This is a genomic window from Actinokineospora guangxiensis (assembly GCF_042657845.1).
Taxonomy (GTDB): domain Bacteria; phylum Actinomycetota; class Actinomycetes; order Mycobacteriales; family Pseudonocardiaceae; genus Actinokineospora; species Actinokineospora guangxiensis.
The window spans coordinates 170,417-197,007 of the sequence record NZ_JBHSKF010000013.1 but is presented as its reverse complement, the minus strand read 5'-3'; the positions used below and the strand labels follow the sequence as shown (position 1 = coordinate 197,007).

The window sequence follows — 26,591 nt, the reverse complement described above, 5'->3', positions numbered from 1 at the left end:
GGTAGGTGCCGATCAGCGAAAGGTCAACGAAACATCGAACGGGTATGTGGCTTGTTCCCGAACTGCTGGGCCGTCCGAAGCGGGTGCCGGTGCCAAGAGGACAGCCGCTTGAGCGGCATTGGCAGCTTGTTTCGCATCCGCCACTCGGGTGACCGCGCGCGTGTACGCTGCCTGGGGCGAGGTGCTGGGCCACGACTTCGGGCATTTCGCACATGTCCGGGGAATCGGCCCGCTGGGGGGCACAGTGCACTTACCGCGCTCGCGCGCGCTTTCCGCGCCGGTTGCCGTTGTCGGCATGGCCTGTCGGCTCCCCGGCGGCGACGGGCCCGACGGCTTCTGGACGCTGTTGCGCGCGGGTGGGCACGCGGTGTCCGAGGTGCCGCCGGAGCGGTGGGACGCCGACGCGGCGCCGCGGGCGCGGTTCGCCGCGCTGCTGGCGGACGTGGCGGGGTTCGACGCGGGGTTCTTCGGGATGTCGCCGCGGGAGGCCGCGGCGGCCGACCCGCAGCAGCGGTGGGCGCTGGAGCTGGTGTGGGCGGCGCTGGAGGACGCCAGGGTGGTGCCCGCCGCCCTGCGGGACTCGCCGACCGGCGTGTTCCTGGGCGCCATCGCCGACGACTACTCCGCTCTGCTGCGCGAGAGCGGTGCGATCGACCGGCACTCCTTCACCGGCGGGCAGCGCGGACTGATCGCCAACCGGGTGTCGTACTTCCTCGGGTTGCGCGGGCCGAGCATGACGGTCGACTCCGCGCAGTCGTCCTCGCTGGTGGCGGTGCACCTGGCGGTGGAGAGCCTGCGCCGGGGGGAGACCGGCCTGGCCGTGGCGGGCGGGGTGAGCCTGGCGCTGTCGGCGGCCGGGGCGATCGCGGCCGACCGGTTCGGGGGACTGTCGCCGGACGGGCGCTGCCACACCTTCGACGCCCGGGCCAACGGCTACGTGCGGGGCGAGGGCGGCGGGGTCGTCGTGCTCAAGAAGCTGGACCGGGCGCTGGCCGACGGCGACCGGGTGCTGGCGGTGATCCGCGGCGGCGCGGTGAACAACGACGGCGGCGGCGACGGGCTGACCGTGCCCCACCAGGCCGCGCAGGAAGAGGTGCTGCGCGCGGCCTACCGGGACGCCGACGTCGACCCGGCCGAGGTCCAGTACGTCGAGCTGCACGGCACCGGCACCCCGGTCGGCGACCCGATCGAGGCCGCGGCCCTCGGCGCGGTGCTCGGCGCGGCGCGGCCCGAGGACGACCCGCTGCCGGTGGGCTCGGCGAAGACCAACGTGGGGCACACCGAGGGAGCCGCCGGGATCGTCGGCCTCATCAAGACGGTGCTGGCGATCCGCCACCGCGAACTGCCCGCCAGCCTCCACTTCCACGAGCCGAACCCGGCCATCCCGCTGGATCGGCTGCGGCTGCGGGTGCCGACCCGACTCGGCGAGTGGCCGCACCCGGACCGCCCGCTGGTCGCGGGGGTCAGCGCGTTCGGCGTCGGCGGGACCAACTGCCACCTGGTGCTCAGCGAGCCGCCCCCCGTCCGCGCCGAGGAGCCCGCGGCGGCGGATGGGCCGTGGCCGTGGGTGCTCTCCGGTCGCGACGAGGCCACGCTGCGCGAGCAGGCCACCGCGCTGCGCGCACACCTGACCGGCGAGCGGGCCGTGGACGTCGGGCACACCCTGGCCACCGCCCGGACCCGGTTCGACCGGCGGGCCGTGCTGGTCGGGGACCGCACGGAGCTGCTGGTGGCGCTGGACGCCCTGGTGGCGGGGGTGCCCGCGGCCGGGCTCGTCGCCGGGTCGGCAGGGCGGGTTCGGCGGCGGGCGGTGCTGGTGTTCCCCGGCCAGGGGGCGCAGTGGGCGGGCATGGCGGTCGACCTGCTGGCCGAGCCGGTGTTCGCCGCGCGGATGGCGGAGTGCACGCGGGCGCTGGCGCCGCATGTCGACTGGTCGCTCCCCGCTGTGCTGGGGGACGCCGACGCGTTGGCCAGGGTCGATGTCGTGCAGCCCGTGCTGTGGGCGGTCATGGTGTCGCTGGCCGAGGTGTGGCGGGCGTACGGGGTCGAGCCCGCCGGAGTGGTCGGGCACTCGCAGGGGGAGATCGCGGCCGCGTGCGTCGCGGGCGGGCTGAGCCTGGCCGACGGGGCGCTCGTGGTGGCGCGGCGCAGCGCGGCGCTGGTGGAGGTGGCCGGACAGGGGGCGATGGCCTCGATCGCACTGCCCGCGGCCGAGGCGGGCGAGTGGCTGGACGGGCGTGGCGGGGTGTCGGTCGCCGCGGTCAACGGGCCGTCGTCGGTGGTGGTGTCGGGCCCGGTGGCGGAGGTCGACGCGCTGGTGGCCGACTGCGACGCGGCGGGGGTGCGGGCGCGGCGGGTGGCGGTCGACTACGCCTCGCACTCGGCGCACGTCGAGTCCATCCGGGAGCGGCTGCTCGCGGACCTGGCGCCGATCAAGCCCCGTGCGGGCGCTGTGCCGTTCCACTCCACGGTGACCGGCGGCGTGCTGGACACCGCCGAGCTGGGACCTGATTACTGGTACCGGAACCTGCGCCAGACCGTCCACTTCGGTCCGACCATCCGGGGTCTGCTCGCGGGGTCGGCGTTCATCGAGGTCAGCCCGCACCCGGTGCTGACGGCGGCGGTGCAGGCCACCGCCGAGGAAGCCGGGGTGGTCGCCCCCGCCGTGGCCACGCTGCGCCGCGGCGACGGCGGGCGTGCCCGGATGCTGCTGGCCCTTGGCGAGGCGCACGTCGCCGGGGTCGAGGTCGACTGGACCCCGGCGCTGGCCGGCGGACGCCCCGTCGACCTGCCCACCTACCGCTTCCAGCGCACCCGGCACTGGGCGCTCGGCGCGCGGCCCGCGCCTGCCGCGACCGGCGTCCCGCTGTCCGGCCTCCTCGACCCGCCCGCGTCCGCGGGACCGGACCTGCTGCGACTCGTCCGCGCGCACGCGGCGGTGCTCCTCGGGCACCCCGGCCCGGACGCGGTCGACCCGCTGCTGCCGTTCCGCGACCTGGGCTTCGACTCCGCCGCCGGGGTCGACCTGCGGACCCGGCTGGCGGGCGCGCTCGACCGGGCGCTGCCCACCACGCTGCTGTTCGACCACCCGACGCCTGCCGCCGTCGCCGGCTTCCTCGCCGGAGCCGAGCCCGTGCGGGCAGCCCCGCGCGCCGCCGCCGACGAGCCGATCGCCATCGTGGGCATGGGGTGCAGGCTGCCCGGCGGCGTCGGGTCGCCGGAGGAGCTGTGGCGGCTGCTGGTCGACGGCGGCGACGCCATCTCCGGCTTCCCGGCCGACCGGGGCTGGGACCTGACCGCCCTGGGGCCGGACGTGCCCCGCCACGGCGGGTTCCTGGCGGGCGCGGGCGACTTCGACGCCGGGTTCTTCGGGATCAGCCCGCGCGAGGCGCTGGCGATGGACCCGCAGCAGCGGCTGCTGCTGGAGGTCTCGTGGGAGGCCTTCGAGCGGGCCGGGATCGACCCGGAGGGTCTGCGCGGCGGCCAGGTCGGGGTGTTCGCCGGGGCCATGTCCCAGGACTACGGTCCGCGCCTGCACGAGAGCGCCGACGGGCACCGGCTGACGGGGACCACCGCAAGCGTCCTGTCCGGCCGAATCGCCTACACCTTCGGTTTCGAGGGACCGGCGATCACCGTCGACACCGCCTGCTCGTCGTCGCTGGTGGCGCTGCACCTCGCGGTGCGGTCGCTGCTGGCGGGGGAGTGCTCGATGGCGCTGGCCGCCGGGGTCGCGGTCATGGCGACGCCGGGGCTGTTCGCCGAGTTCAGCACGCAGGGCGGGCTGGCCGCGGACGGGCGCTGCCGGTCCTTCGCCGAGTCGGCCGACGGCACCGGGTGGTCCGAGGGCGTCGGCGTGCTGGTGGTCGAGCGGCTCTCCGACGCGCGGCGCAACGGGCACCAGGTGCTCGCCGTCGTGCGCGGCTCGGCGGTCAACTCCGACGGCGCGTCCAACGGGCTGACCGCGCCGAACGGGCCGTCGCAGCAGCGGGTGATCCTGGCCGCGCTCGGGGCGGCGGGACTTGAACCGTCCGATGTGGATGCCGTTGAGGCGCACGGCACCGGAACCCGGCTCGGGGACCCGATCGAGGCCCAGGCGCTGCTGGCCGCCTACGGCCAGGACCGGGAGCGGCCGGTCTGGCTGGGGTCGCTGAAGTCGAACATCGGGCACGCCCAGGCCGCGGCCGGGGTGGCCGGGGTGATCAAGGTGGTGCAGGCGCTGCGGCACGGGCTCCTCCCGCGCATGCTGCACGTCGACGCGCCGTCCTCGCGGGTGGACTGGTCGGCCGGGGCGCTCGCGCTGCTCACCGAGAACACGGCGTGGCCGGAGACCGGGCGACCGCGCCGGGCCGGGGTGTCGTCGTTCGGGATCAGCGGGACCAACGCCCACGTCGTGCTCGAACAGGCCCCGCACGCTCCGGCGGCGCCGCGGCCGGTCGACGGGCCGGTGCCGGTTCTGCTGTCGGCGCGCTCGGGCGCCGCGCTGCGCGAGCAGGCCCGCCTGCTGCACGACGCCGTGGCGGCGCAGGGGCTGCGGCCCGCCGATGTGGCGCACACCCTGGCGACCGGCCGCGCCGCGCTCGGCCACCGGGCCGCTGTCGTGGCGAGCGACCTGGGCGGGCTGCGGTCCGGCCTCGCGGCGCTCGCCGCCGGGGAGCCCGCCGCGGACGTGGTGCTCGGTGAGCGCGGTCCGGCCCCGCGGCCGGTGTTCGTCTTCCCCGGTCAGGGTTCGCAGTGGGCCGGGATGGGGCTCGACCTCCTGGAGCACCCGGTGTTCGCGGCGCGCATGGCCGAGTGCGCCGCCGCGCTCGACCCGTATGTGGACTGGTCGCTGCATGACGTTCTAGCCGACGAATCCGCCCTTGCCAGGGTGGATGTGGTGCAGCCCGCGCTGTTCGCGGTGATGGTGTCGCTGGCGGCTTTGTGGCGGTCGTACGGGGTTGAGCCCGCCGCGGTGGTGGGGCATTCGCAGGGGGAGATCGCGGCGGCGTGTGTGGCGGGCGCACTGTCGCTTGAGGACGCCGCCAGGGTGGTCGCCCTGCGCAGCCGGGCGTTGACCGCGCTGGCCGGGCAGGGCGGCATGGTCTCGGTGGCGCTGCCGGCGGAGCGGGTGGCTGACCTCTTGGAGCCGGGGACCGCCATCGCCGCCGTGAACGGGCCCGGCGCGGTCGTCGTGTCCGGCTCGCCGGAGGCGTTGGACGCGCTCGTGCTCCGCTGCGAGGACGCCGGGGTGCGGGTCCGGCGCGTCCCGGTGGACTACGCCTCGCACTCCCCGCAGGTTGCGGCGATCGCCGAGCGGCTGCTCGCCGACCTCGCGCCGGTCAGGCCCCGCCCGGCCGCCGTGCCGATGGTGTCCACCGTGACCGGTGAACCAGCGGGTGTCCTCGACGCCGACTACTGGTACAGCAACCTGCGGGAGCCGGTCCGCCTCGACCGCGCGATCGCCGCGCTGGCCGAGCGCGGCGCGTTCCTGGAGATCAGCCCGCACCCGGTGCTGACCGCCGCCGTGCAGGACAGCGCCCCCGACGCGGTGGTCCTGGGCACCCTGCGCCGCGATGACGGCGGCCCGCGCAGGCTCACCCTCGCCGTGGCCGAGGCCCACGTGCACGGGATCGCCGTCCGGTGGTCGGTGCCCGGCCGGGCGATCCCGGCGAGCCTGCCGACCTATCCCTTCCAGCGCGACAGGTTCTGGCTGGACACCCCGTCGGCCGACCCGGCCGAGGAGGGCTTCTGGGCGGCGGTGGAGTCGGGGGACACCTCGGCCGTCGCCGACCTGGTGGGCGCCGATCCCGCCGCCGTGGCCGCCGCCGTGCCCGCGCTCGCGGCGTGGCGGCGAGACCGGCGCGGACGATCGGCCTCCGACGCCTGGCACCACCGTGTCGAGTGGGCGCCGCTGGACCTGCCCGACGCGCGGTTGACCGGCAGCTGGGCCGTCCTCGGCCCCGACACCGCCGAACGCGCGGCTGCCGCCGAAGCGTTCACCCGGGCAGGCGCGGACGTCCGGTTCGGTGTGCCCGGCGCGGACTGCGCGGGCGTGGTGGCCCTGCACCCGTCGCTGGAGGAAGCCTTCGCGCTGGCCGCGGGCGTCGACGCGCCGCTGTGGCTGATCACGGCGGGCGCGGTGCGCACCGAGGGCGACCCGGCGCCGGACCCGGTCGCCGCCGCGCTGTGGGGATTCGGGCGCGTGGCCGCCGTCGAACACCCACGGCGGTGGGGCGGGCTGATCGACGTGCCCGCCGGGACCGTGCCGTGGGCGTCGGTCGCCCGGGTGCTCTCCGGGGCGGGGGAGGACCAGGTCGCCGTGCGGGCGGACCGGGCCATGGGGCGGCGACTCGGGCCCCGGCCCGTGCCCGCCGCGGTCACGACGTGGGACCTGCGGGGGACCGCGCTGGTCACCGGCGGCACGGGCGCGCTGGGCGGGCACGTGGCCCGCTGGCTGGCGCGCGGCGGTGTCGAGCACCTTGTGCTGACGAGCAGGCGCGGCCCCGACGCGGACGGCGCGGACGCCCTGCGCGCCGACCTGGAGGCGCTGGGGGCGCGGGTCACCATCGCCGCCTGCGACGCCGCCGACCGCGACGCGCTCGGCGCGCTGGTCGCCGAGCACCCGCCGCGCACCGTCGTGCACGCGGCCGGAATCCTCGACGAGGGCCAGATCGGCGCGCTGACCCCCGACCGGGTCGCCGCCGTGCTGCGCGCCAAAGTGGACTCGGCGCTGCTGCTGGACGAACTCGTCGGTGAGTGCGCCGCGTTCGTGCTGTTCTCCTCCGGCTCCGGGATCTGGGGAGCGGCGGGCCACGGGGCCTACGCCGCGGCCAACGCCGCCCTGGACGCGCTCGCCGAACGGCGGCACGCCGCCGGACTGCCCGCCACCGCCGTCGCCTGGGGCGCGTGGGCGGGCCCCGGCCTCGGCGGGGACCGCTGGGCCGCGCTCGGGGTGGCCCCGATGGCCCCGGAGGCCGCCCTCGCAGCGCTGCGCCGGGCGGTGGAGTCCGGCGAGCCGACAGCGGTGGTCGCCGACGTCGACTGGGACCGGTTCGTGCCCGCGTTCACCGGTGCCCGGCCGAGTCCGCTGCTGGCCGGGCGGGCCGCCGCGCCCGCCCCCGCCGCCGACGGGTTCGCCGACCGGCTCGCGCGCTTGCCCGCCGCCGAGCGGGCCGCGACGGTGCTCGACCTCGTGCGCGGGCACGCCGCCGCCGTCCTCGGGCACGCCGACGCGGGCGCGGTCGCGCCGCGCACGGCGTTCAAGGACGCCGGGTTCGACTCCCTGACCTCGGTCGACCTGCGCAACCGGCTCGGCGCGGCCACCGGCCTGCGCCTGCCCACCACGCTGCTGTTCGACCACCCGACCCCGGCCGCCGTGGTGGACTTCCTGCTCGGCGAGACGACAACCGCCGAGGCCCCGGTGCCGCCGAGCCCAGCGGCTGACACCGACGACCCGCTGGCGATCGTCGCGATGAGCTGCCGCTTCCCCGGCGGGGTCGCCTCGCCGGAGGACCTGTGGCGGCTCGTGGCCGACGGTGTCGACGCGATCGGCCCGTTCCCCGCCGACCGGGGCTGGGACCTGGCCGCCCTCGCCGACCCGGACGGCTCGCGGCCGGGCAGCACCTACCTCACCCAGGGCGGGTTCCTGTCGGACGCGGGCGACTTCGACGCCGGGTTCTTCGGGATCAGCCCGCGCGAGGCGCTGGCGATGGACCCGCAGCAGCGGCTGCTGCTGGAGGTCTCGTGGGAGGCCTTCGAGCGGGCCGGGATCGACCCGGCCGGCCTGCGCGGCTCCGACACCGGCGTGTTCGTCGGCGCGATGGACCAGGACTACGGGCCGCGGCTGCACGACGCCCCGCCGGAGCTGGAGGGCCACCTGCTGACCGGCAACACCGGCAGCGTGGTCAGCGGCAGGCTCGCCTACACCTTCGGCCTGGTCGGGCCCGCGCTCACCGTCGACACCGGCTGCTCGTCGTCGCTGGTCGCGCTGCACCTGGCCGCGCAGGCGCTGGCGCGCGGGGAGTGCTCGCTGGCGCTGGTCGCCGGGGTCACCGTCATGGCGACCCCCGGGCCGTTCGTGGAGTTCAGCCGCCAGCGCGGCCTGGCCCGCGACGGGCGGTGCAAGTCCTACGCCGAGGCCGCCGACGGCACCAGCTGGTCCGAGGGCGTCGGGGTGCTGCTGGTGGAGCGGCTGTCCGAGGCGCGCCGCCGGGGGCACACCGTGCTGGCGCTGGTGCGCGGCACCGCGGTCAACTCCGACGGCGCGTCCAACGGGCTGACCGCGCCGAACGGGCCGTCGCAGCAGCGGGTGATCCGCTCCGCGCTCGCCGCCGCCGGCCTGCGCGCCTCCGATGTGGACGTGGTGGAGGGACACGGCACCGGGACGGTGCTGGGCGACCCGATCGAGGCGCAGGCGCTGCTGGCGACCTACGGGCAGGACCGGGAGACCCCGCTGTGGCTGGGGTCGCTCAAGTCCAACATCGGCCACACCCAGGCCGCGGCGGGGGTGGCGGGCATCATCAAGATGGTGCAGGCGATGCGGCACGACACCCTGCCGCGCACCCTGCACGTGGATGCCCCGTCCACGCACGTCGACTGGGAGTCCGGTGCCGTCTCGCTGCTGACGGAGTCCGTCCCGTGGCCGAGCACCGGACGACCGCGCCGCGCGGGCGTCTCCTCCTTCGGCGTCGGCGGGACCAACGCCCACACCGTCATCGAGCAGGCCCCGGACACCGCGCCCCCGGCCGAGCCTGCCCCGGGCTTGTGGCCGCTGCTGCTGTCCGCGCGGTCGGTCCCGGCGCTGCGGGAGCAGCTCGCCCGGCTCGCGGACCACCTGGCCGAGCAGGCCGTCCCGGTCGCCGATCTGGCGCACACCCTCGCCAACCGGTCCAGGTTCCCGGTCCGCGCGGTGCTCCACGCCGACTCCGCCGACACGGCTCTGCTGCGGCTGCGGGCACTGCTCGACGAGTCGGACTTCGCCGACCCCGCGCCGGAGGAGCCGCCCGGGGTGGCCTTCGTGTTCCCCGGTCAGGGGTCGCAATGGGCGGGCATGGCGGTGGAACTGCTGGAGAACCCGGTGTTCGCGGCCAGGATGGCCGAGTGCGCCGCGGCGCTGGCCCCGCATGTGGAGTGGTCGCTGTTCGATGTCTTGGGGGACGAGTCCGCCCTGGCTCGGGTGGATGTGGTGCAGCCGGCGCTGTTCGCGGTGATGGTGTCGCTGGCCGAGGTGTGGCGCTCCTACGGTGTGGAGCCTGCTGCGGTGGTGGGGCATTCGCAGGGGGAGATCGCGGCGGCGTGCGTGGCCGGAGCATTGTCGCTTGAGGACGCGGCGCGGGTGGTGGCGTTGCGCGGCCAGGCTTTGGTGGCGCTGGCCGGGCGGGGCGGGATGGTCTCGGTTGCGCTGTCGGAGGACGACGCGGCGGCTCTGCTGGGGGACGGCCTGTCGGTCGCGGCGGTCAACGGACCCGCTTCGGTGGTCGTCTCCGGCGACCCGGCCGCGTTGGACGCGCTGCTGGCGCGGTGCGAGGCCGACGGGGTGCGGGCTCGGCGCGTTCCCGTAGACTACGCCTCGCACTCCGCCCACGTGGAGGCGATCCGCGAGGACCTGCTGAGGGCACTGGCCGGGATCGCCCCCGGTGCGGCGCGCGTGCCGTTCGTCTCGACGGTGACCGGCGAGCTGCTCGACACCACCGCGCTGGACGCCGACTACTGGTACCGCAACCTGCGCGAGACCGTCCGTCTCGACGTGGCCGTGCGGACGCTGGTCGGACGCGGGCTGGACCGCCTGCTGGAGGTCAGCCCGCACCCTGTGCTGGCGGCCGGGCTCCAGGACAGCGCCCCCGACGCCGTGGTGCTGCACACCCTGCGCCGCGGCGACGGCGGACGGGAGCGGCTGCTGGCCGCGCTCGGCGAGGCGCACGTGGCGGGCGTGGACGTCGACTTCTCCGCCGAAACCCCCGGACGGCACGTCGACCTGCCCACCTACGCCTTCCAGCGCCGCCGCTACTGGCTGTCCGGCTCCGGCCGCGACGCGGGCGTCACCGCCGCGGGCCTGCGCGCCGACGAGCACCCCCTGCTCGGGGCCGCCCTCACCGTGGCCGGTTCGGAGACGCTGGTCTTCACCGGGGTGCTCAGCCCGCACGCCCACCCGTGGCTGGCCCAGCACCGGGTGCGCGGGGCCGCCCTGCTGCCCGGCACCGCCGTGGTCGACCTCGCCTGGCACGCCGCCGACCGTGTGGACCTCGACCACGTCGCGGAACTGACCCTGGAACGCCCGATCCCGCTGCCCGACGGCGAGACCCCGCGCCTGCAGGTCCTCGTCGGCGCACCCGACGAGGAGGGAACCCGGTCCTTCGCCCTGCACACCAGCGTCGACGGCGAGACCTGGACCCGCAACGCCACCGGCGTCCTCGGCCGCGCCGCCGCCCCGGCGGACAGCGTGGCCGACTGGCCGCCCGCCGCCGACCCCGTCGACCTGACCGCGCTGCACGACGGCCTCGCCGAGCGCGGCTTCGAGCACGGCCCCGCCTTCCTCGGCGTCACCGCGGCCTGGCGGCGAGGCGGTCAGGTGTACGCCGAGATCACCGCGCCCGAGGGGATCGACACCGCGGGCTTCGGCGTGCACCCGGCCCTGCTCGACGCCGCCCTGCAGACCACCGCGCTGGTGCTGGACGAGCCCGGCATGCCGTTCGCCCTCACCGGTCTCACCCTGCACGCCACCAGCGCCCGCGTCCTCCGGGTGCGCCTCACCCGCACCGCCCCCGACGCGGTGAGCCTGCTCGTCACCGATCCGACCGGAACCCCGGTGGCGTCCCTGGACTCGGTCGTCCTGCGCCGCCCCAGCGGCTCGGCCCCGCCATCGGGATCGCTGTTCCAGCTCGACTGGGTGCCCGCCGCGGCGGGGGAGCCGCTGGACGTCCCCACGGAGATCGTGCGCGTTCCGGACACCGACGACGCCGTGTTCGCGGTCCCCGGCCTGGTGCGGGACTGGCTGGCCGGCGAGGCCGACACCCAGCTGGTGGTCGTCACCCGTGACGCCGTCGACACCGAAGCCCCGAACCCCCGCCACGCCCCGGTGTGGGGTCTGCTGCGCGCCGCCCAGGCCGAACACGCCGACCGCATCCGCCTGGTCGACGTCCACACCGACGACGACCTCGCCGCCGCGCTTGCGGTCGGCGAACCGCAGGTCTCGGTGCGGCACGGGATCGCCCGCGTGCCGCGCCTGGCGAAAGTCGGCGGCGCGGGCGCGCCGGTGCGCCTCGCCGGGACGGTGCTCATCACCGGGTCGGCGACCGGCCTGGCCGGGCTCGTCGCCCGGCACGTCGCCGCCACCCACGACGCCTCGGCCGTCGTGCTCGCCGGCAGGCGCGGCCCGGACGCCCCCGGCACCGCCGAGCTGGCCGCCGACCTCGCCGAGCAGGGCGTCCGGTTCCACGCGGCGGCCTGCGACCTGGCCGACCGGTCCGCTGTCGCCGCGCTGCTGGGCGAGCACCCCCCGACCGCGATCGTGCACACCGCCGCGGTGCTCGACGACGGCCTGGTGGCCGACCTGACCCCCGAGCGCCTGGCCCGGGTGCTGGCCCCCAAGATCACCGCCGCCCGGCACCTGCACGAGCTGGCGGGCGAGGTGACCGCCTTCGTGCTGTTCTCCTCGGCCGCCGGCGTCCTCGGCGGCGCGGGGCAGGGCAGCTACACCGCCGCGAACGCCGCGCTGGACGCGCTCGCCCAGCACCGCCGCTCCCTTGGCCTGCCCGCCCAGTCGCTGGCCTGGGGTCTGTGGGCCGACCGGGGCGGCATGACCGGCAGGCTCGCCGACGCCGACCTGGCCCGCGCCGCGCGCGCCGGGTTCGCCGCCATGGCCACCGACCGGGCGCTGGCCCTCTTCGACCTCGCCCTCTCGGTCGACCGGCCGCTGCTGCTGCCCGTCGAGCTGGACTTCGCCGCCCTGCGCCGAATCGCGCCCGTCCCCGCGCCGCTGCGCGCGCTGATCCGCCCCGCCCGCCGCACCGCCGCCCAGCTCCCCGGGCTGTCCCTGGCGGGCGCCGACGGTGACCAGGACCTGCTGGCCCTGGTCACCGCCCAGGCCGCCGCCGTCCTCGGCCACAGCGACGGCGCGGACCTCGATGAGCGGCGCGCGTTCCGCGACCTGGGCTTCGACTCGCTGACCGCCGTGGAGCTGCGCAACCGCCTCGCCCGCGCCACCGGCCTTCGGCTGCCCGCCACCCTGGTGTTCGACCACCCCACGCCGTCCGCGCTCGCCGCCCGGCTGGCCGCCGACCTCGGCGGCCCGGCCGACCCCGCTCCCGGCGCGCGGGCCGACGCCGACACCGCAGATGGCACCGAACGCCCTGATAGCACCGAAAGCACAGACCCGGTGGTGATCGTCGGCATGGGCTGCCGGTTCCCCGGCGGCGTGGACAGCCCCGAAGCCCTGTGGCAGCTGCTGCTGGCGGGCGGGGAGGCGGTCGGGCCAGTGCCCGCCGACCGCGGCTGGGACATGGACCGCCTCTACGACCCCGAAGGCGGGCCCGGCACCACCCACACCCGCGAAGGCGGGTTCCTCACCGACGCGGGCGGGTTCGACGCGGAGTTCTTCGGCATCAGCCCGCGCGAGGCGCTGGCGATGGACCCGCAGCAGCGGCTGCTGCTGGAGACCGCGTGGGAGGCCGTCGAGCGGGCGGGCATCGATCCGTCCTCGCTGCGCGGCAGCGACACCGGGGTCTTCGCGGGAACCAACGGGCAGGACTACGAAGCCCTGGTCGCCGCCGCCGAGGAGGGCGGCGCGGGCTACCGCGCCACCGGCACGGCCGCCGCGGTCGTGTCCGGCCGCCTCGCCTACGCCTTCGGGTTCGAGGGCCCGGCGGTCACGGTGGACACGGCGTGCTCGTCGTCGCTGGTGGCGCTGCACCTGGCCGCGCAGTCGCTGCGGGCGGGGGACTGCTCGCTGGCGCTGGTCGGCGGCGTCACCGTCATGGCCACCCCGGACCTGTTCGTGGAGTTCACCCGGCAGCGCGGTCTGGCCCGCGACGGCCGGTGCAAGGCGTTCGCCGAGTCCGCCGACGGGGCGGGCTGGGCCGAGGGCGCGGGCGTGCTGCTGGTCGAGCGGCTCTCCGACGCGCGCCGCAGGGGGCACGAGGTGCTGGCGGTCGTGCGCGGCTCCGCGGTCAACTCCGACGGCGCGTCCAATGGCCTGACCGCACCCAACGGGCCCGCCCAGCAGCGGGTCATCCGCGCGGCGCTCGGCTCGGCCGGGCTAATCCCGTCCGATGTGGACGCTGTCGAGGCGCATGGCACGGGGACCGCCCTCGGCGACCCCGTCGAGGCGCAGGCGCTGCTGGCCGCCTACGGGCAGGACCGGGAACGGCCGCTGCTGCTCGGGTCGGTCAAGTCGAACATCGGCCACACCCAGGCCGCCGCCGGGGCCGCCGGGCTGATCAAGGCCGTCCTCGCGCTGCGGCATGGGGTGCTGCCCAAGACGCTGCACGTCGACCAGCCGTCCAGCCACGTCGACTGGTCCTCGGGCGCGGTGGACCTGCTCACCGAGACCACGCCGTGGCCCGAGGTCGACCGGGCCCGCAGGATGGGGGTGTCGGCTTTCGGGGTGAGCGGGACCAACGCGCACACGATCCTGGAAGCGCCGCCCGCCACCGAACCGCCCGTCACGCCCCCGGACGGTGACGCCCCGCTGCTGCTCTCCGCGCGCACCCCGGCGGCTCTGCGCGCCCAGGCGGGCCGTCTGCTCGACCACCTCGCCGCCCACCCCGGTCTCGCCCGCGCGGAGGTCGCGCACACCCTGGCGACCGCCCGCGCGCGGTTCGACGAGCGGGCCGTCGTCGTCGGTGACGACGTGCCGGGCGCGCTCGCCGCGCTGCGCGACGACCTGCCGCACCCGGGGGTGGTGACCGGTGCGCGCCGGGCGGGGCGGCCCGTCTTCGTGTTCCCCGGCCAGGGGGCGCAGTGGGTCGGGATGGGGCTGGACCTGATGCGGAACCCGGTGTTCGCGGCGCGGATGGCCGAGTGCGCCGCGGCGCTGGCCCCGCATGTGGAGTGGTCGCTGTTCGAGGTTCTGGGGGACGAGTCCGCCCTGGCTCGGGTGGATGTGGTGCAGCCGGCGCTGTTCGCGGTGATGGTGTCGCTGGCCGAGGTGTGGCGCTCCTACGGGGTCGAGCCGTCGGCGGTGGTGGGGCACTCGCAGGGCGAGATCGCGGCGGCGTGCGTCGCGGGGGCACTTCCGCTTGAGGACGCCGCGCGGGTGGTCGCCCTGCGCAGCAAGGCGCTGCTGGCCATCGCCGGACGCGGCGGCATGGTGTCGGTGGCGCTGCCGGTCGACAGCGCGCGCGCCCTGCTGCGCGACGGGCTGTCGATCGCGGCGGTGAACGGGCCGTCGTCGGTGGTCGTCTCCGGCGGCCAGGACGGGCTGGCCGCGCTCCTCCGGCGCTGCGAGGCCGACGGCGTGCGCGCCGGCCGCATCCCGGTGGACTACGCCTCGCACTCCGCGCACGTCGAGGAGATCCGCGCCGACCTCGCCACCGCGCTCGCCGGACTCACCCCCCGCGCGGCGGATATCCCGTTCGTCTCCACCGTGACCGGCGCGCGCCTGGACACCACGGGTCTCGACGCGGACTACTGGTACCGCAACCTGCGCGGCACCGTCCGGCTCGACACCGCCGTCGCGAGCCTCGCGTCCGCGGTGCTGATCGAGGTCAGCCCGCACCCGGTGCTGGTCGGCGCGCTCAAGGACACCGCGCCGGACGCGGCCGTGCTCGCCACCCTGCGCCGCGACGAGGACGGGCCGCGCCGCCTGCTGCTCGGCCTCGCCGAGGCCCACGCGCACGGCGTGCCCGTCGACTGGACCCCGCTCATCCCCGCCGCCCGGACCCGCGCCCTGCCCACCTACCCGTTCCAGCGCGAGCACTTCTGGCTCACCCCGGCCGCGAAGGCGGGCGACCTGGCCGCTGTCGGGCTCACCCCCGGTGAGCACCCGCTGCTGGGCGCGGCCGTGCCCCTGGCCGACGGCGGACTCGTCGCGACCGGCGCGCTCTCCCGGGCCACCCACCCGTGGCTCACCGGTCACCGGATCGGCGGGTCGGCCGTCCTGCCGGGCAGCGCGCTGCTGGAGACCGCCCTGCGCGCCGCCGAGCTGGTGGACAGGCCGGGCCTGGCCGAACTCGTGCACGACGCCGCGTTCGCCTTCCCGGACACCGCCACCGTCCAGCTCCAGGTCTCGGTGTCCGGCGACGCGCTGACCATCCACGCCAGGACCGACGGCGGACCGTGGACCCGGGTCGCCACCGCCACTCTGTCTACAGAGGATGATCCGGTCGCCGGCGGCGGGGAGTGGCCCGCGCCGGGCGCAGAACCGCTCGACGGCTGGGACACCGGCGCGGTCGACCTCTCGGCCGCCTTCACCGCCGTCTCCTCGGCTTGGCGCGGCGGAGACGCCATCGGCGCCGAGGTGCGGGTGCCCGAGGACCCCGCTCGCGGCTACCTCGTGCACCCGGCGCTGCTCCCCGAAGCCCTGCACCTGATCCAGCCTGGTCGGCTGCCTCAGGCGTGGCGGGGGGTCCGCCGCGCCGCCGGGGCCGGGACACCCGCCCGGGTCCGCTTCGACGCCCGCGGGACCGTGGTCACCGACGCCGACGGCCTTCCCGTGCTGTCGGTCGAGCGGATCGACTACGCCGACCCCGCCACGACCGCCCTGCACGCCCTGCGCTGGACCCCCGCCGACATGCCCGGCGAGCCCCTGCGGGCACTGCGCGTCGGCAGCGGCGACACCCACGCGGTTCTCTCCGACCTCGTCGCCGCGCTGACCGCCCACCTCGACTCGCCCACCCCGCTCGCCGTCGTCACCCGGGGCGCGGTCGCTATCGCGCCCGACGACCACGTCGACGTCACCGCGGGCGCGGTCTGGGGTCTGGTCCGCTCCGCGCAGACCGAACACCCCGGCCGCTTCGTCCTGGTGGACACCGACACCGACACCGACACAGACACAGACACCGAGGTGGTGGTCCCCGCCGGGGCGACGCAGGTCGCCCTCCGCGCGGGCCGCCCACACGTCCCCGCCCTCAGCCCGCTGCACCCCGACGGCCTGCGGACCCGCCTCGACGGAACCGTGCTGGTCACCGGCGGCACCGGCACCCTCGGCAGCCGTATAGCCCGGCACCTGGTCACCCGGCACGGCGTGCGCAGCCTGCTGCTCGTCAGCCGCCGTGGACCGCACGCCCCCCACGCCGCCGAGCTGGCCGCCGGCCTGCGAGAACTCGGCGCGCGCGTCGAGATCGCCGCCGCCGACCTCACCGACGAGGCCGCCGTCCGCGCGCTCCTCGACGCCGTCCCCGCCGAGCACCCGCTGACCGCCGTCGTCCACGCCGCGGGCGTGCTGGACGACGGCGTGCTCGCCTCGGTCACCGCCGACTCCCTGGCTCGGGTGCTGCGGCCCAAGCTCGACGCGGCCCGCACCCTGCACCGGCTCACCGCCGGGGCCGACCTGGCCGCCTTCGTGCTGTTCTCCTCGGCCGCCGGGGTTCTCGGCGGCGCGGGCCAGGCCGCCTACGCCGCCGCCAACGCCGGGCTCGACGCCCTCGCCGCGCACCGCCGCGCCACCGGCCTGCCCGCGGTGTCGCTGGCGTGGGGCCTCTGGGCCAGCGACAGCGCCATGACCGGGCGGCTCGGCGACACCGACCGCCGCCGCATGGCGCGCGGCGGCGTCGCCCCGATGACCGACACCGACGGCCTCGCCCTCTTCGACGCCGCGCTGCGCCACGGCGTCGATCCGGTGCTCGTGCCCGCCCGGTTCGACCTCGCCGCGCTGCGCGAGCTCGGCCCGGACGTCCCGCCGCTGCTGCGCGGGCTCGTGCCCGCCGCCCGCCGCGCCGACAAGCCCGCGGCGGGCGACCTGCTGGCCGTGGTCCGCGCCGCCGCCGCGGTGGTGCTCGGCCACACCGGGACCGGGAAGGTGCCCGCCGACCGGGCGTTCCGCGACCTCGGGTTCGACTCGCTGACCGCGGTCGAGCTGCGCAACCGGGTCGCCGCCGCGACCGGCCTGCGGCTGCCCGCGACCCTGGTGTTCGACCACCCGACCCCCGCCGCGCTCGCCGCGCACCTCACGCGCGAGCTGGCAGGCGACCCCGAGCCGGAGCCGCCCGCCCCGGCCGAGGTGCGGGCGGCCGACGAGCCGATCGCGATCGTGGCCATGGGCTGCCGCTTCCCCGGCGGCGTGCGGTCCCCGGACCAGCTGTGGGACCTGCTCGCCGCGGGCGCCGACGTGGTGGGCGAGTTTCCGCGCGACCGGGGCTGGGACGTCGAGGCGCTCTACGACCCCGACCCCGACGCGCTGGGCACCACCACGACCCGCGCCGGCGCGTTCCTGCACGACGCCGACCGCTTCGACGCCGACTTCTTCGGCATCTCCCCGCGCGAGGCGCTGAGCATCGACCCGCAGCAGCGCCTGCTGCTGCAGACCGCGTGGGAGACCCTGGAGCGCGCCGGGATCGACCCGGCGGGCCTGCGCGGCAGCCGGACCGGGGTCTTCGCCGGGGTGACCCACGGCGACTACGCCGCGCGGCTGCCGCTGGACCACCCCGACCTCGCGCCGTACGCGGGGCACCTGCTCACCGGCAGCGCGGCCAGCGTCGTCTCCGGCCGGATCGCCTACACCTTCGGCTTCGAGGGCCCGGCGGTCACCGTGGACACGGCGTGCTCGTCGTCGCTGGTCGCCCTGCACCTGGCCGTGCAGGCGCTGCGGTCGGGGGAGTGCGACCTCGCTCTGGCGGGCGGCGTGTCGGTGATGTCGACGCCGCGCGCGTTCGTGGAGTTCAGCCGCCAGCGCGGCCTGGCCCCCGACGGCCGCTGCAAACCGTTCGCCGAGGCCGCCGACGGCACCGGCTGGGGTGAGGGTGTCGGCCTGCTGCTGGTGCGGCGGCTCTCCGACGCCCGCCGCGACGGCGACCCCGTGCTGGCGGTCGTGCGCGGCAGCGCGGTCAACTCCGACGGCGCGTCCAACGGCCTGACCGCGCCCAACGGACCGTCCCAGCAGCGGGTCATCCGCGCCGCGCTCGCCGCCGCCGGGCTGGCCGCATCCGACGTCGACGTCGTGGAGGCCCACGGCACCGGCACCCGGCTCGGCGACCCGATCGAGGCCCAGGCCCTGCTGGCGACCTACGGCCAGGACCGGGCGACGCCCGCGCTGCTCGGCTCGGTGAAGGCCAACCTCGGCCACACCCAGGCCGCCGCGGGGGTGGCCGGGCTGATGAAGGTCGTGCTCGCCATGCGCCACGGCGTGCTGCCCGCCACCCCGGGCATCGACCAGCCGACGTCCCAAGTGGACTGGACGGCGGGCGCGCTGAGCCTGGCGACCGCCGCCACCCCGTGGCCGGAAGCCGGTCGCCCGCGCCGCGCGGGGGTGTCCTCGTTCGGCATCAGCGGGACGAACGCCCACGTCATCGTCGAACAGGCCGGCGCCGAACCCGCTGACAGCCCCAGCGACGTCACTACGCCGACCGTCCTGCCTTTCGTGTTGTCCGCGCGCACCGACACCGCGCTGCGCGAGCAGGCCCGCCTGCTGCACGAGCACCTCGCGGGCGACCGCGTGCCCCGCATGGGCGACCTCGCGCACACCCTGGCCACCACGCGCGCCGCCTTCACCCAGCACGCCGCCGTCCTGGCCGCCGACCCCGCCGGTCTCCGGCACGGCCTCGCCGCCTTCGCCGACGGCGTCGCGCACCCCTCGGTCGTACGCCCCCCGGCGGTCCCCGAACCCGGCGGGCTCGCCGTGGTCTTCACCGGCCAAGGCGCCCAGCGCGCGGGCATGGGCGGCGGGCTGCGGGTGTTCCCGGTGTTCGCCGCGGCCCTGGACGAGGCCGCCGCCGCGCTCGACCGGCACCTGGACCGGCCGCTGCTGGAGGTGATGTCCACCGGCGACGGCCTGGACGACACCACCTACGCCCAGCCCGCGCTGTTCGCCTTCGAGGTGGCGCTGTTCCGGCTGCTGACCTCCTGGGGCGTGCGCCCCGACGCGGTCGCGGGGCACTCCGTCGGCGAGATCGCCGCCGCCCACGCCGCCGGAGTGCTCGACCTCGCCGACGCGGCCCGGCTCGTCACCGCCCGCGGGCGGCTCATGGGCGCGCTGGCGCCGGGCGGGGCGATGCTGTCGGTGCGGGCGGGCGAGGACGTGGTCCGGCCGCTGCTCGCCGGACGCGACCGGGTCGCGCTGGCCGCGGTCAACGGGCCGGAGTCCGTCGTCGTGTCCGGCGACGCCGAGCAGGTGGCCGCCGTGGCCGCCGACCTCAGCGGACACGACACCAAGGCGCTGGCGGTCAGCCACGCCTTCCACTCGCCGCTGATGGACCCGATGCTGGCCGACTTCGGCGCGGTGGCCGCCGACATCACCGTCCGTCCGCCGGTGATCCCGCTGGTCTCCACGCTGACCGGCCGCGCCGCCACCGTCGAGGAGCTGCGGTCCCCGGAACACTGGGTGCGCCACGCCCGCGAGGCCGTCCGCTTCGCCGACGCCGTGGCGGCGCTGCGCGCCGATGGGGTCACGACGCTGTTGGAGGCCGGGCCCGACGGCGTGCTCACCGGCATGGCCCAGGCCCTGCTCGCCGACGGCGCGACCGCGATCGCCGCGGCCCGCGCCGACGTGCCCGAGCCGTGGGCCGCCGCCGCCGCCGTCGCCGCGCTGCGCGCCGCCGGGGTCGCCGTCGACTGGTCGGCGCTGTGCCCCGGGCACACCCGCGTCGACGGGCTGCCGACGTACCCGTTCCAGGAGCGCCGGTACTGGCTCGACATCCCACCGCCCACCGCGTCGGACCCCGGAACCGGCTGGCGCTACCGCGTCACCTGGAAGGCGCTCCCCGACGCCGCCGCCACACCCGCGGGCGACTGGCTGGTGCTCGTCCCGCCGGGGGTCGAAGCTCCGTTCGGCGACCGGGTGCTGCGCATCGAGGACACCGACGGAATCGAAGCGCTGGTCCGCGCGGAGTTCGAGCAGCGCACCCCTGACGGCGTGCTGTCCCTGCTGGCCCTGGACGACCGCCCCGACCCCCGCATCCCGGACGTCCCGCTCGCCGTCACCGCCACGCTCGCCCTGGTGCGCGCCTGTGCGGCGGTCGACGGGGAAGCCCGGCTGTGGTGCGCCACCAACGGCGCGGTGTCCACAGGGGACGCCGACCCGCTGCGCTCGCCCGTCCAGGCGATGGTGTGGGGCCTGGGCCGCGTGGCCGCCCAGGAGCACCCGCGCCGCTGGGGCGGTCTGGTCGACCTGCCCGAGACCGTGGACGAGCAGGCTCTCGCCCGGCTGCGCCGCGTGCTGGCCTGCCCCGATGGTGAGGACCAGGTCGCCGTGCGCGGCGGCGGGGTGTTCGCCCGCAGGCTCGGTCCCGCCGGCCTCGGCCGCGCGCACCGACCGTGGCGGCCAGAGGGCACGGTCCTGGTCACCGGCGGGACCGGGGCGCTCGGCGCGCACGTCGCCCGCGACCTCGCCGGGCCGGGGGTGCACCTGCTGCTCGTCGGCAGGCGCGGGGCCGACGCGCCGGGAGCGGCCGAACTGCGCGCCGAGCTGCGCGCGACGGGCGCGGAGGTCACCGTCGCCGCGTGCGACGCCGCCGACCGGGCGGCGCTGGCGCGGCTGCTGGAGGCCATCCCCGCCGAGCACCCGCTGACCGCCGTGGTGCACACGGCGGGCGTGCTCGACGACGGCGTGCTCGACGCGCTCGACCCCGAGCGGGTCGCGGCCGTGCTGCGGCCGAAGTCGCTGGCCGCGACCCACCTGCACGAGCTGACCCGGCACCGGGACCTGGCGGCGTTCGTGCTGTTCTCCTCGGCCGCCGGGGTGCTCGGCGGCGCGGGGCAGGCCAACTACGCCGCCGCCAACGCCCACCTCGACGCCCTCGCCGAGCACCGGCGCGGCCTCGGCCTGCCCGCGACCGCCCTCGCCTGGGGCGCGTGGGCCGAGAGCGGCATGGCCGCAGAGACCGGGGCGGTGGCCTCGCGCATGGGCCGCACCGGGCTGCGGCCGATGCCCGCAGGCCGGGCCGTCGCCGCCCTGCGGACCGCCGTCGAGCACGGCGACACCGCGCTGACCATCGCCGACGTCGCCTGGGACACCTTCGTCCCGCACTTCACCGCCGCCCGCCCCAGCCCGCTGCTGGCCGACCTGCCCGCCGCCCGGCGGCTGCTCCCCGAGCCGGCCCCGGCCACCCCGGCCGACCCGCTCGCCCTGGTGCTCGGCGAGGTCGCCGCCGCGCTCGGCCACGGCTCGGCGGCCGACATCGACCCCGGGCGCGCCTTCCGCGACCTCGGCTTCGACTCCCTGACCGCCGTCGAACTGCGCAACCGGCTCGCCGCCGCCACCGGCCGCGACCTGCCCGCCACCCTCGTCTTCGACCACCCGAACCCGGCCGCCCTCGCCGCCCACCTCGCGGGCGAGGACGCCCAGACCGTCCCCGCCCGTCCCGCCGAGACCGCCGACGACCCGGTGGCGATCGTGGGGATGGGCTGCCGCTTCCCCGGCGGGGTCGACTCGCCCGACGCGCTCTGGCGGCTGGTGGCCGACGGCGCGGACGCGATCACCCCGTTCCCCGCCGACCGCGGCTGGGACCTCGACGGCCTCTACGACCCCGACCCGACGGCCTCCGGCCGCAGCTACACCCGCGAAGGCGGGTTCCTCACCGATGCGGGCGGGTTCGACGCGGAGTTCTTCGGGATCAGCCCGCGCGAGGCGCTGGCGATGGACCCGCAGCAGCGGCTGCTGCTGGAGGTCTCGTGGGAGGCGCTGGAGCGCGCGGGAATCGACCCGACGGCGCTGCGCGGCACCGCCACCGGCGTCTTCGTCGGCGCGATGGCCACCGGCTACGGTCCCCGGCTGACCGAGGCCCCCGAGCACGTCGAGGGCCACCTGGCGACCGGCAGCGCCACCAGCGTGGTGTCGGGCCGGGTCGCCTACACCTTCGGGCTGGAGGGCCCGGCGGTCACCATCGACACGGCGTGCTCGTCGTCGCTGGTCGCGCTGCACCTCGCCGCCCAGGCCATCCGGGCGGGCGAGTGCGACCTCGCGGTGGCAGGCGGGGTCACGGTGATCGCCGAGCCGGGCGGGTTCGTGGAGTTCAGCCGCCAGCGCGGCCTCGCCGAGGACGGCCGGTGCAAGGCGTTCGCCGACGCCGCGGACGGCACCGGCTGGGGCGAGGGCGTGGGGGTGCTGGTGGTGCAGCGCCTGTCCTCGGCGCGCCGGGACGGCAACCCCGTGCTCGCGGTGGTGCGCGGGACGGCGGTCAACCAGGACGGGGCGTCCAACGGGCTGACCGCCCCGAACGGGCCGTCGCAGCAGCGGGTCATCCGCGCCGCGCTGGCCGCCGCCGGACTGGAACCGTCCGATGTGGACGCGGTGGAGGCGCACGGGACGGGCACCGCGCTCGGCGACCCGATCGAGGCCCAGGCGCTGCTGGCGACCTACGGGCAGGACCGCGCCGCGCCGTTGTGGCTGGGCTCGGTGAAGTCGAACATCGGGCACACCCAGGCCGCCGCTGGGGTGGCCGGGGTGATCAAGATGGTGCAGGCCGCCCGGCATGGCGTCCTGCCCAGGACGCTGCACGTGGACGAGCCGTCCCGCCGCGTCGACTGGGCGGCCGGGGCGGTGGCCCTGCTGACCGAGGCGACGCCGTGGCCGGAGACCGGCGGCCCCCGGCGGTTCGGGGTGTCGTCGTTCGGGGTCAGCGGCACCAACTCCCACGCCGTCATCGAGGTCGAGACCGACGGGCCGCGCGCTGCCGAGGCGGCCGGGCCGCGCGCGGTGGTGCTCTCGGCGAAGTCCGCCCCGGCGCTGGCCAACCAGGCCGCGAGGCTGCTCGCGGCCGGGTACGAGGACGTGGCCGCGCTCTCGCGCGCCTCGCTCGGCCGGGCCGTCTTCGCGCACCGGGCCGTTGTGGTCGCGGCCGAGCCCGCCGACCTGGCCGCAGGGCTGAGCGCGCTGCGCGCCGGCGGGTCGGCGCCGGGGCTGGTCAGCGGTGTCGCGGCGGGGGAGACCCGGCCGGTGTTCGTCTTCCCCGGCCAGGGGGCGCAGTGGGTCGGGATGGCGGTGGACCTGCTGCAGAACCCGGTGTTCGCCGCGCGCATGGCCGAGTGCGCCGAGGCGCTGAGCCCGTTCGTGGAGTGGTCGCTGCTCGACGTGCTGGGCGACGCTGCCGCGCTGGCGCGGGTGGATGTGGTGCAGCCCGCGCTGTTCGCGGTGATGGTGTCGCTGGCCGAGGTGTGGCGCTCGGCCGGGGTGGAGCCGGTCGCGGTGGTCGGCCACTCGCAGGGGGAGATCGCGGCGGCGTGCGTGGCCGGGGCGCTGTCCCTTGAGGACGCGGCGCGCGTGGTGGCGTTGCGCAGCAAGGCTCTGGTGGTGCTGGCCGGGCGCGGCGGGATGGTGTCGGTCGCGCTCGGCGCCGACGGGGTGCGCTCGGTGATCGACGACCGGCTGTCCGTCGCCGCGGTGAACGGACCCGCCTCCGTGGTGGTCTCGGGTGAGCAGGCGGCGCTGAGCGAGCTGATCGAGCGGTGCGCGGCCGACGGGGTCCGTGCCCGGCGGCTGCCGGTCGACTACGCCTCGCACTCCGCGCACGTCGAGGAGATCGAGGACGACCTGCGCCGGGCGCTGGAGCCGATCACCCCGCGCCCGGCCGCCGTGCCGTTCCACTCGACCGTGGCGGGCGAGGGGGACGCCGGGTTCGACGCCGGGTACTGGTACCGCAACCTGCGCGAGACCGTCCACTTCGAGCAGACGTGCCGCGCGCTGGTGGCCGACGGGCACACCGTGTTCCTGGAGCTGAGCCCGCACCCGGTGCTGACCGCCGCCGTGCAGGAGACCGCCGAGCGCGTCGGCCGGGCGGTGACCGCGGTCGGCTCGCTGCGCCGCGACGAGCCCGGCCCGGTCCGGCTGCTGCTCGGGGCCGGTGAGCTGTTCGCGGCCGGGGTCCGCGTCGGCTGGTCGGCGCTCACCGGTGGCGGACCCGCCGCGGTCGACGCGCTGCCGACCTATCCGTTCCAGCACGAGCACTACTGGCTCACCGCGTCGGTGAGGAGCGCCCGCGGCGCGGCCGGGCTGGGACTCGATCCGGCCGGGCACCCGCTGCTCGGCGCGGTGGTCCCCGTGGCGGGCGGTGATGGGCTGCTGCTCACCGGCAGCCTGTCCACCACGGCCCACCCGTGGCTGGCCGACCACGCCGTGCACGGCGCCGTGATCCTGCCCGGCACCGCGCTGCTCGACCTCGCCCTGCACGCCGCCGACGCGGCGGGCGGCGCGGGCGTCGCGGAGCTGACCCTCGCCGAGCCGCTCGTCCTGTCCGAGCGCGGGGCCACCCAGATCCAGGTCGCCGTCGGCACCGAGGACGGACGCCGAACCGTCACGGTGTTCTCCCGGCAGGACCCGGGGGAGTGGACCCGGCACGCCGACGGCGTCCTGGCCGAGGAGCCCGGCGTCGCGGGCGAACTGCCGTGGCCATCCTCCGGCGACCCGATCGAGGTCGGCGGCTTCTACGAGCGCGTCGCCGCGAGCGGTTTCGCCTACGGACCAGTCTTCCGCTGCCTGACCGCCGCCTGGCGCGCGGGCGATGACGTCATCGCCGAGGCGCGGCTGCCGGAGGGGAACGACGTGGCCGGGTACGGGGTGCACCCGGCGCTGCTCGACGCCGTGCTGCACGCGATCGGGCTCGGTGACTTCCTGGGCGCCACCCCAGCAGCTGGCCCGGGGCATCTGCCGTTCTCCTGGACCGGGGTCGCCCTGCACGCCACCGGGGCCACCGCGCTGCGCGCCCGGCTCGCCCCCGCCGGCCGCGACACCGTCTCGCTCGTGGTCACCGACCAAGACGGCAAACCGGTCCTGACCGCCGACTCCCTGGCCGTGCGCCCGGTCAGCGCGAGCGCGCTGCGCCCCGCCCGCGGGGACGGTCTGTTCCGCGTGGACTGGCTGCCGATCGCCCCGGCGTCAGCGGTGGGCACAGTGGTGGGCGACCCGGTGGACCTGGTGGCGTTCGAGCCGTCCCCGGAGCCGACAGCGGAGGCGACCAGGGCCGCGCTCGGCCGGGCGCTGCGGGCGATCCAGGACGCCGTCACCGGGTCCGGCGCCCCGGTCGTCCTGCTGACCAGGAGCGCCGTCGCGGTGCGGGCGGGCGAGTCGCCCGACCCGGCGCTGGCGGCGGTGTGGGGACTGGCGCGCTCGGCCCAGTCGGAGAACCCCGGCCGGGTCGTGCTGGTGGACGTCGACGCCGAACTGGACTTCCGGCGGCTCGCCGCGCTCGCCGCGTCGGGCGAGCCGCAGCTCGCGGTGCGGGCGGGCCAGGTGCTGGTCCCGAGGCTGGCGCGGGCCGGGGCGGGTCCGGGGCCGGAGTTCCACCCCGACGGCGCGGTGCTGGTCACCGGGGCGTTCGGGACGCTGGGGGCGTTGATCTCCCAGCACCTCGTCGCCGCCCACGGGGTGCGGGACCTGCTGCTGGTGGGCAGGCGCGGCGCGGAGTCCGCCGGCGCGGACGCGCTGCGCGCCGAACTGGCCGGGCTCGGGGCGCGCGTGCGGGTCGCGGCCTGCGACGTGGCCGACCGCACCGCCGTGGCCAAGCTGCTGGCCTCGCTGGACGTGCCGCTGACCGCCGTCGTCCACGCCGCGGGCGCGCTCGACGACGGCGTCGTCACCGCGCTGACGCCACAGCGGATCGACGCGGTGCTGGAGCCCAAGCTCGACGCCGCTCTGCACCTGCACGAGCTGACCGGCGACCTGGCCGCGTTCGTGCTGTTCTCCTCGGCCGCGGGCACTCTCGGCGCGGGCGGTCAGGGCAACTACGCCGCCGCCAACGCCGCGCTCGACGCCCTCGCCCAGCGCCGCCGCGCCGAAGGGCTGCCCGCGACCTCGATCGCCTGGGGCTTCTGGGAGCGGCGCGGCGCGCTCACCGGGCACCTCGGTGACACCGACCTGGCCAGGATGGCGCGCGGCGGGCTCCTCCCGCTCGGCGACCAGCACGGCCTCGCCCTGTTCGATGCCGCGCTCGGCGCGCCGGACGCCGCGGTCGTCGCCGCGTCGGTCGACCGGACCGGGACGGCGGTGGAGGTGCCGCTGCTGCTGCGGGAGGTCGTCCGCCCGGCCCGCCAGGCGGCCCGGCGGCCGGGACCACCCGCCCTGGTGGAGCGGCTGGCCGCCGCGCCCGCCGCCGCCCGGCGGGCGCTGCTGCTGGACGCGGTCGTGGAACAGGCCGCGACCGTCCTCGGCCACCGCGACCCGGAGGCGGTCGGCCCGGACCGGGGTTTCCTGGAACTGGGCCTGGACTCGCTCACCGCGGTCGAGCTGCGCAACCGGCTCGGCGCGGCGACCGGGCTCCGGCTGCCCGCGACCGCCGTCTTCGACCACCCGACGCCGACCGCGCTGGCGGCCTACCTCGACGCACGGCTGGCGCCCGCCGAACCCGAGGCCGGGCAGCCAGGCACGACCGGCACGAGCACCGACACCCGCGAGTCGGACGCGGTCGCCGATCCCGGTGCCGTGCCCGAGTACGCGGACCTGACCGAGGCGACGGCCGACGAGCTGTTCGACCTGATCGACAGCGAGTTCGGCCTGTGACGGCCGGGCGGCACACCGGGAGCGGAACACCAGT

At 77.2% G+C, this 26,591-nt stretch carries 1 protein-coding gene; it reads left to right on the top strand.

Annotated features, from left to right (window positions below; translation table 11 throughout):
* Positions 1-148: 148 nt before the first annotated feature.
* Positions 149-26,557 (top strand): SDR family NAD(P)-dependent oxidoreductase, encoded by a 26,409-nt coding sequence (locus ACFPM7_RS23095; RefSeq protein ID WP_378249818.1) that lies wholly within the window; start codon positions 149-151, stop codon positions 26,555-26,557.
* Positions 26,558-26,591 lie beyond the last annotated feature (34 nt).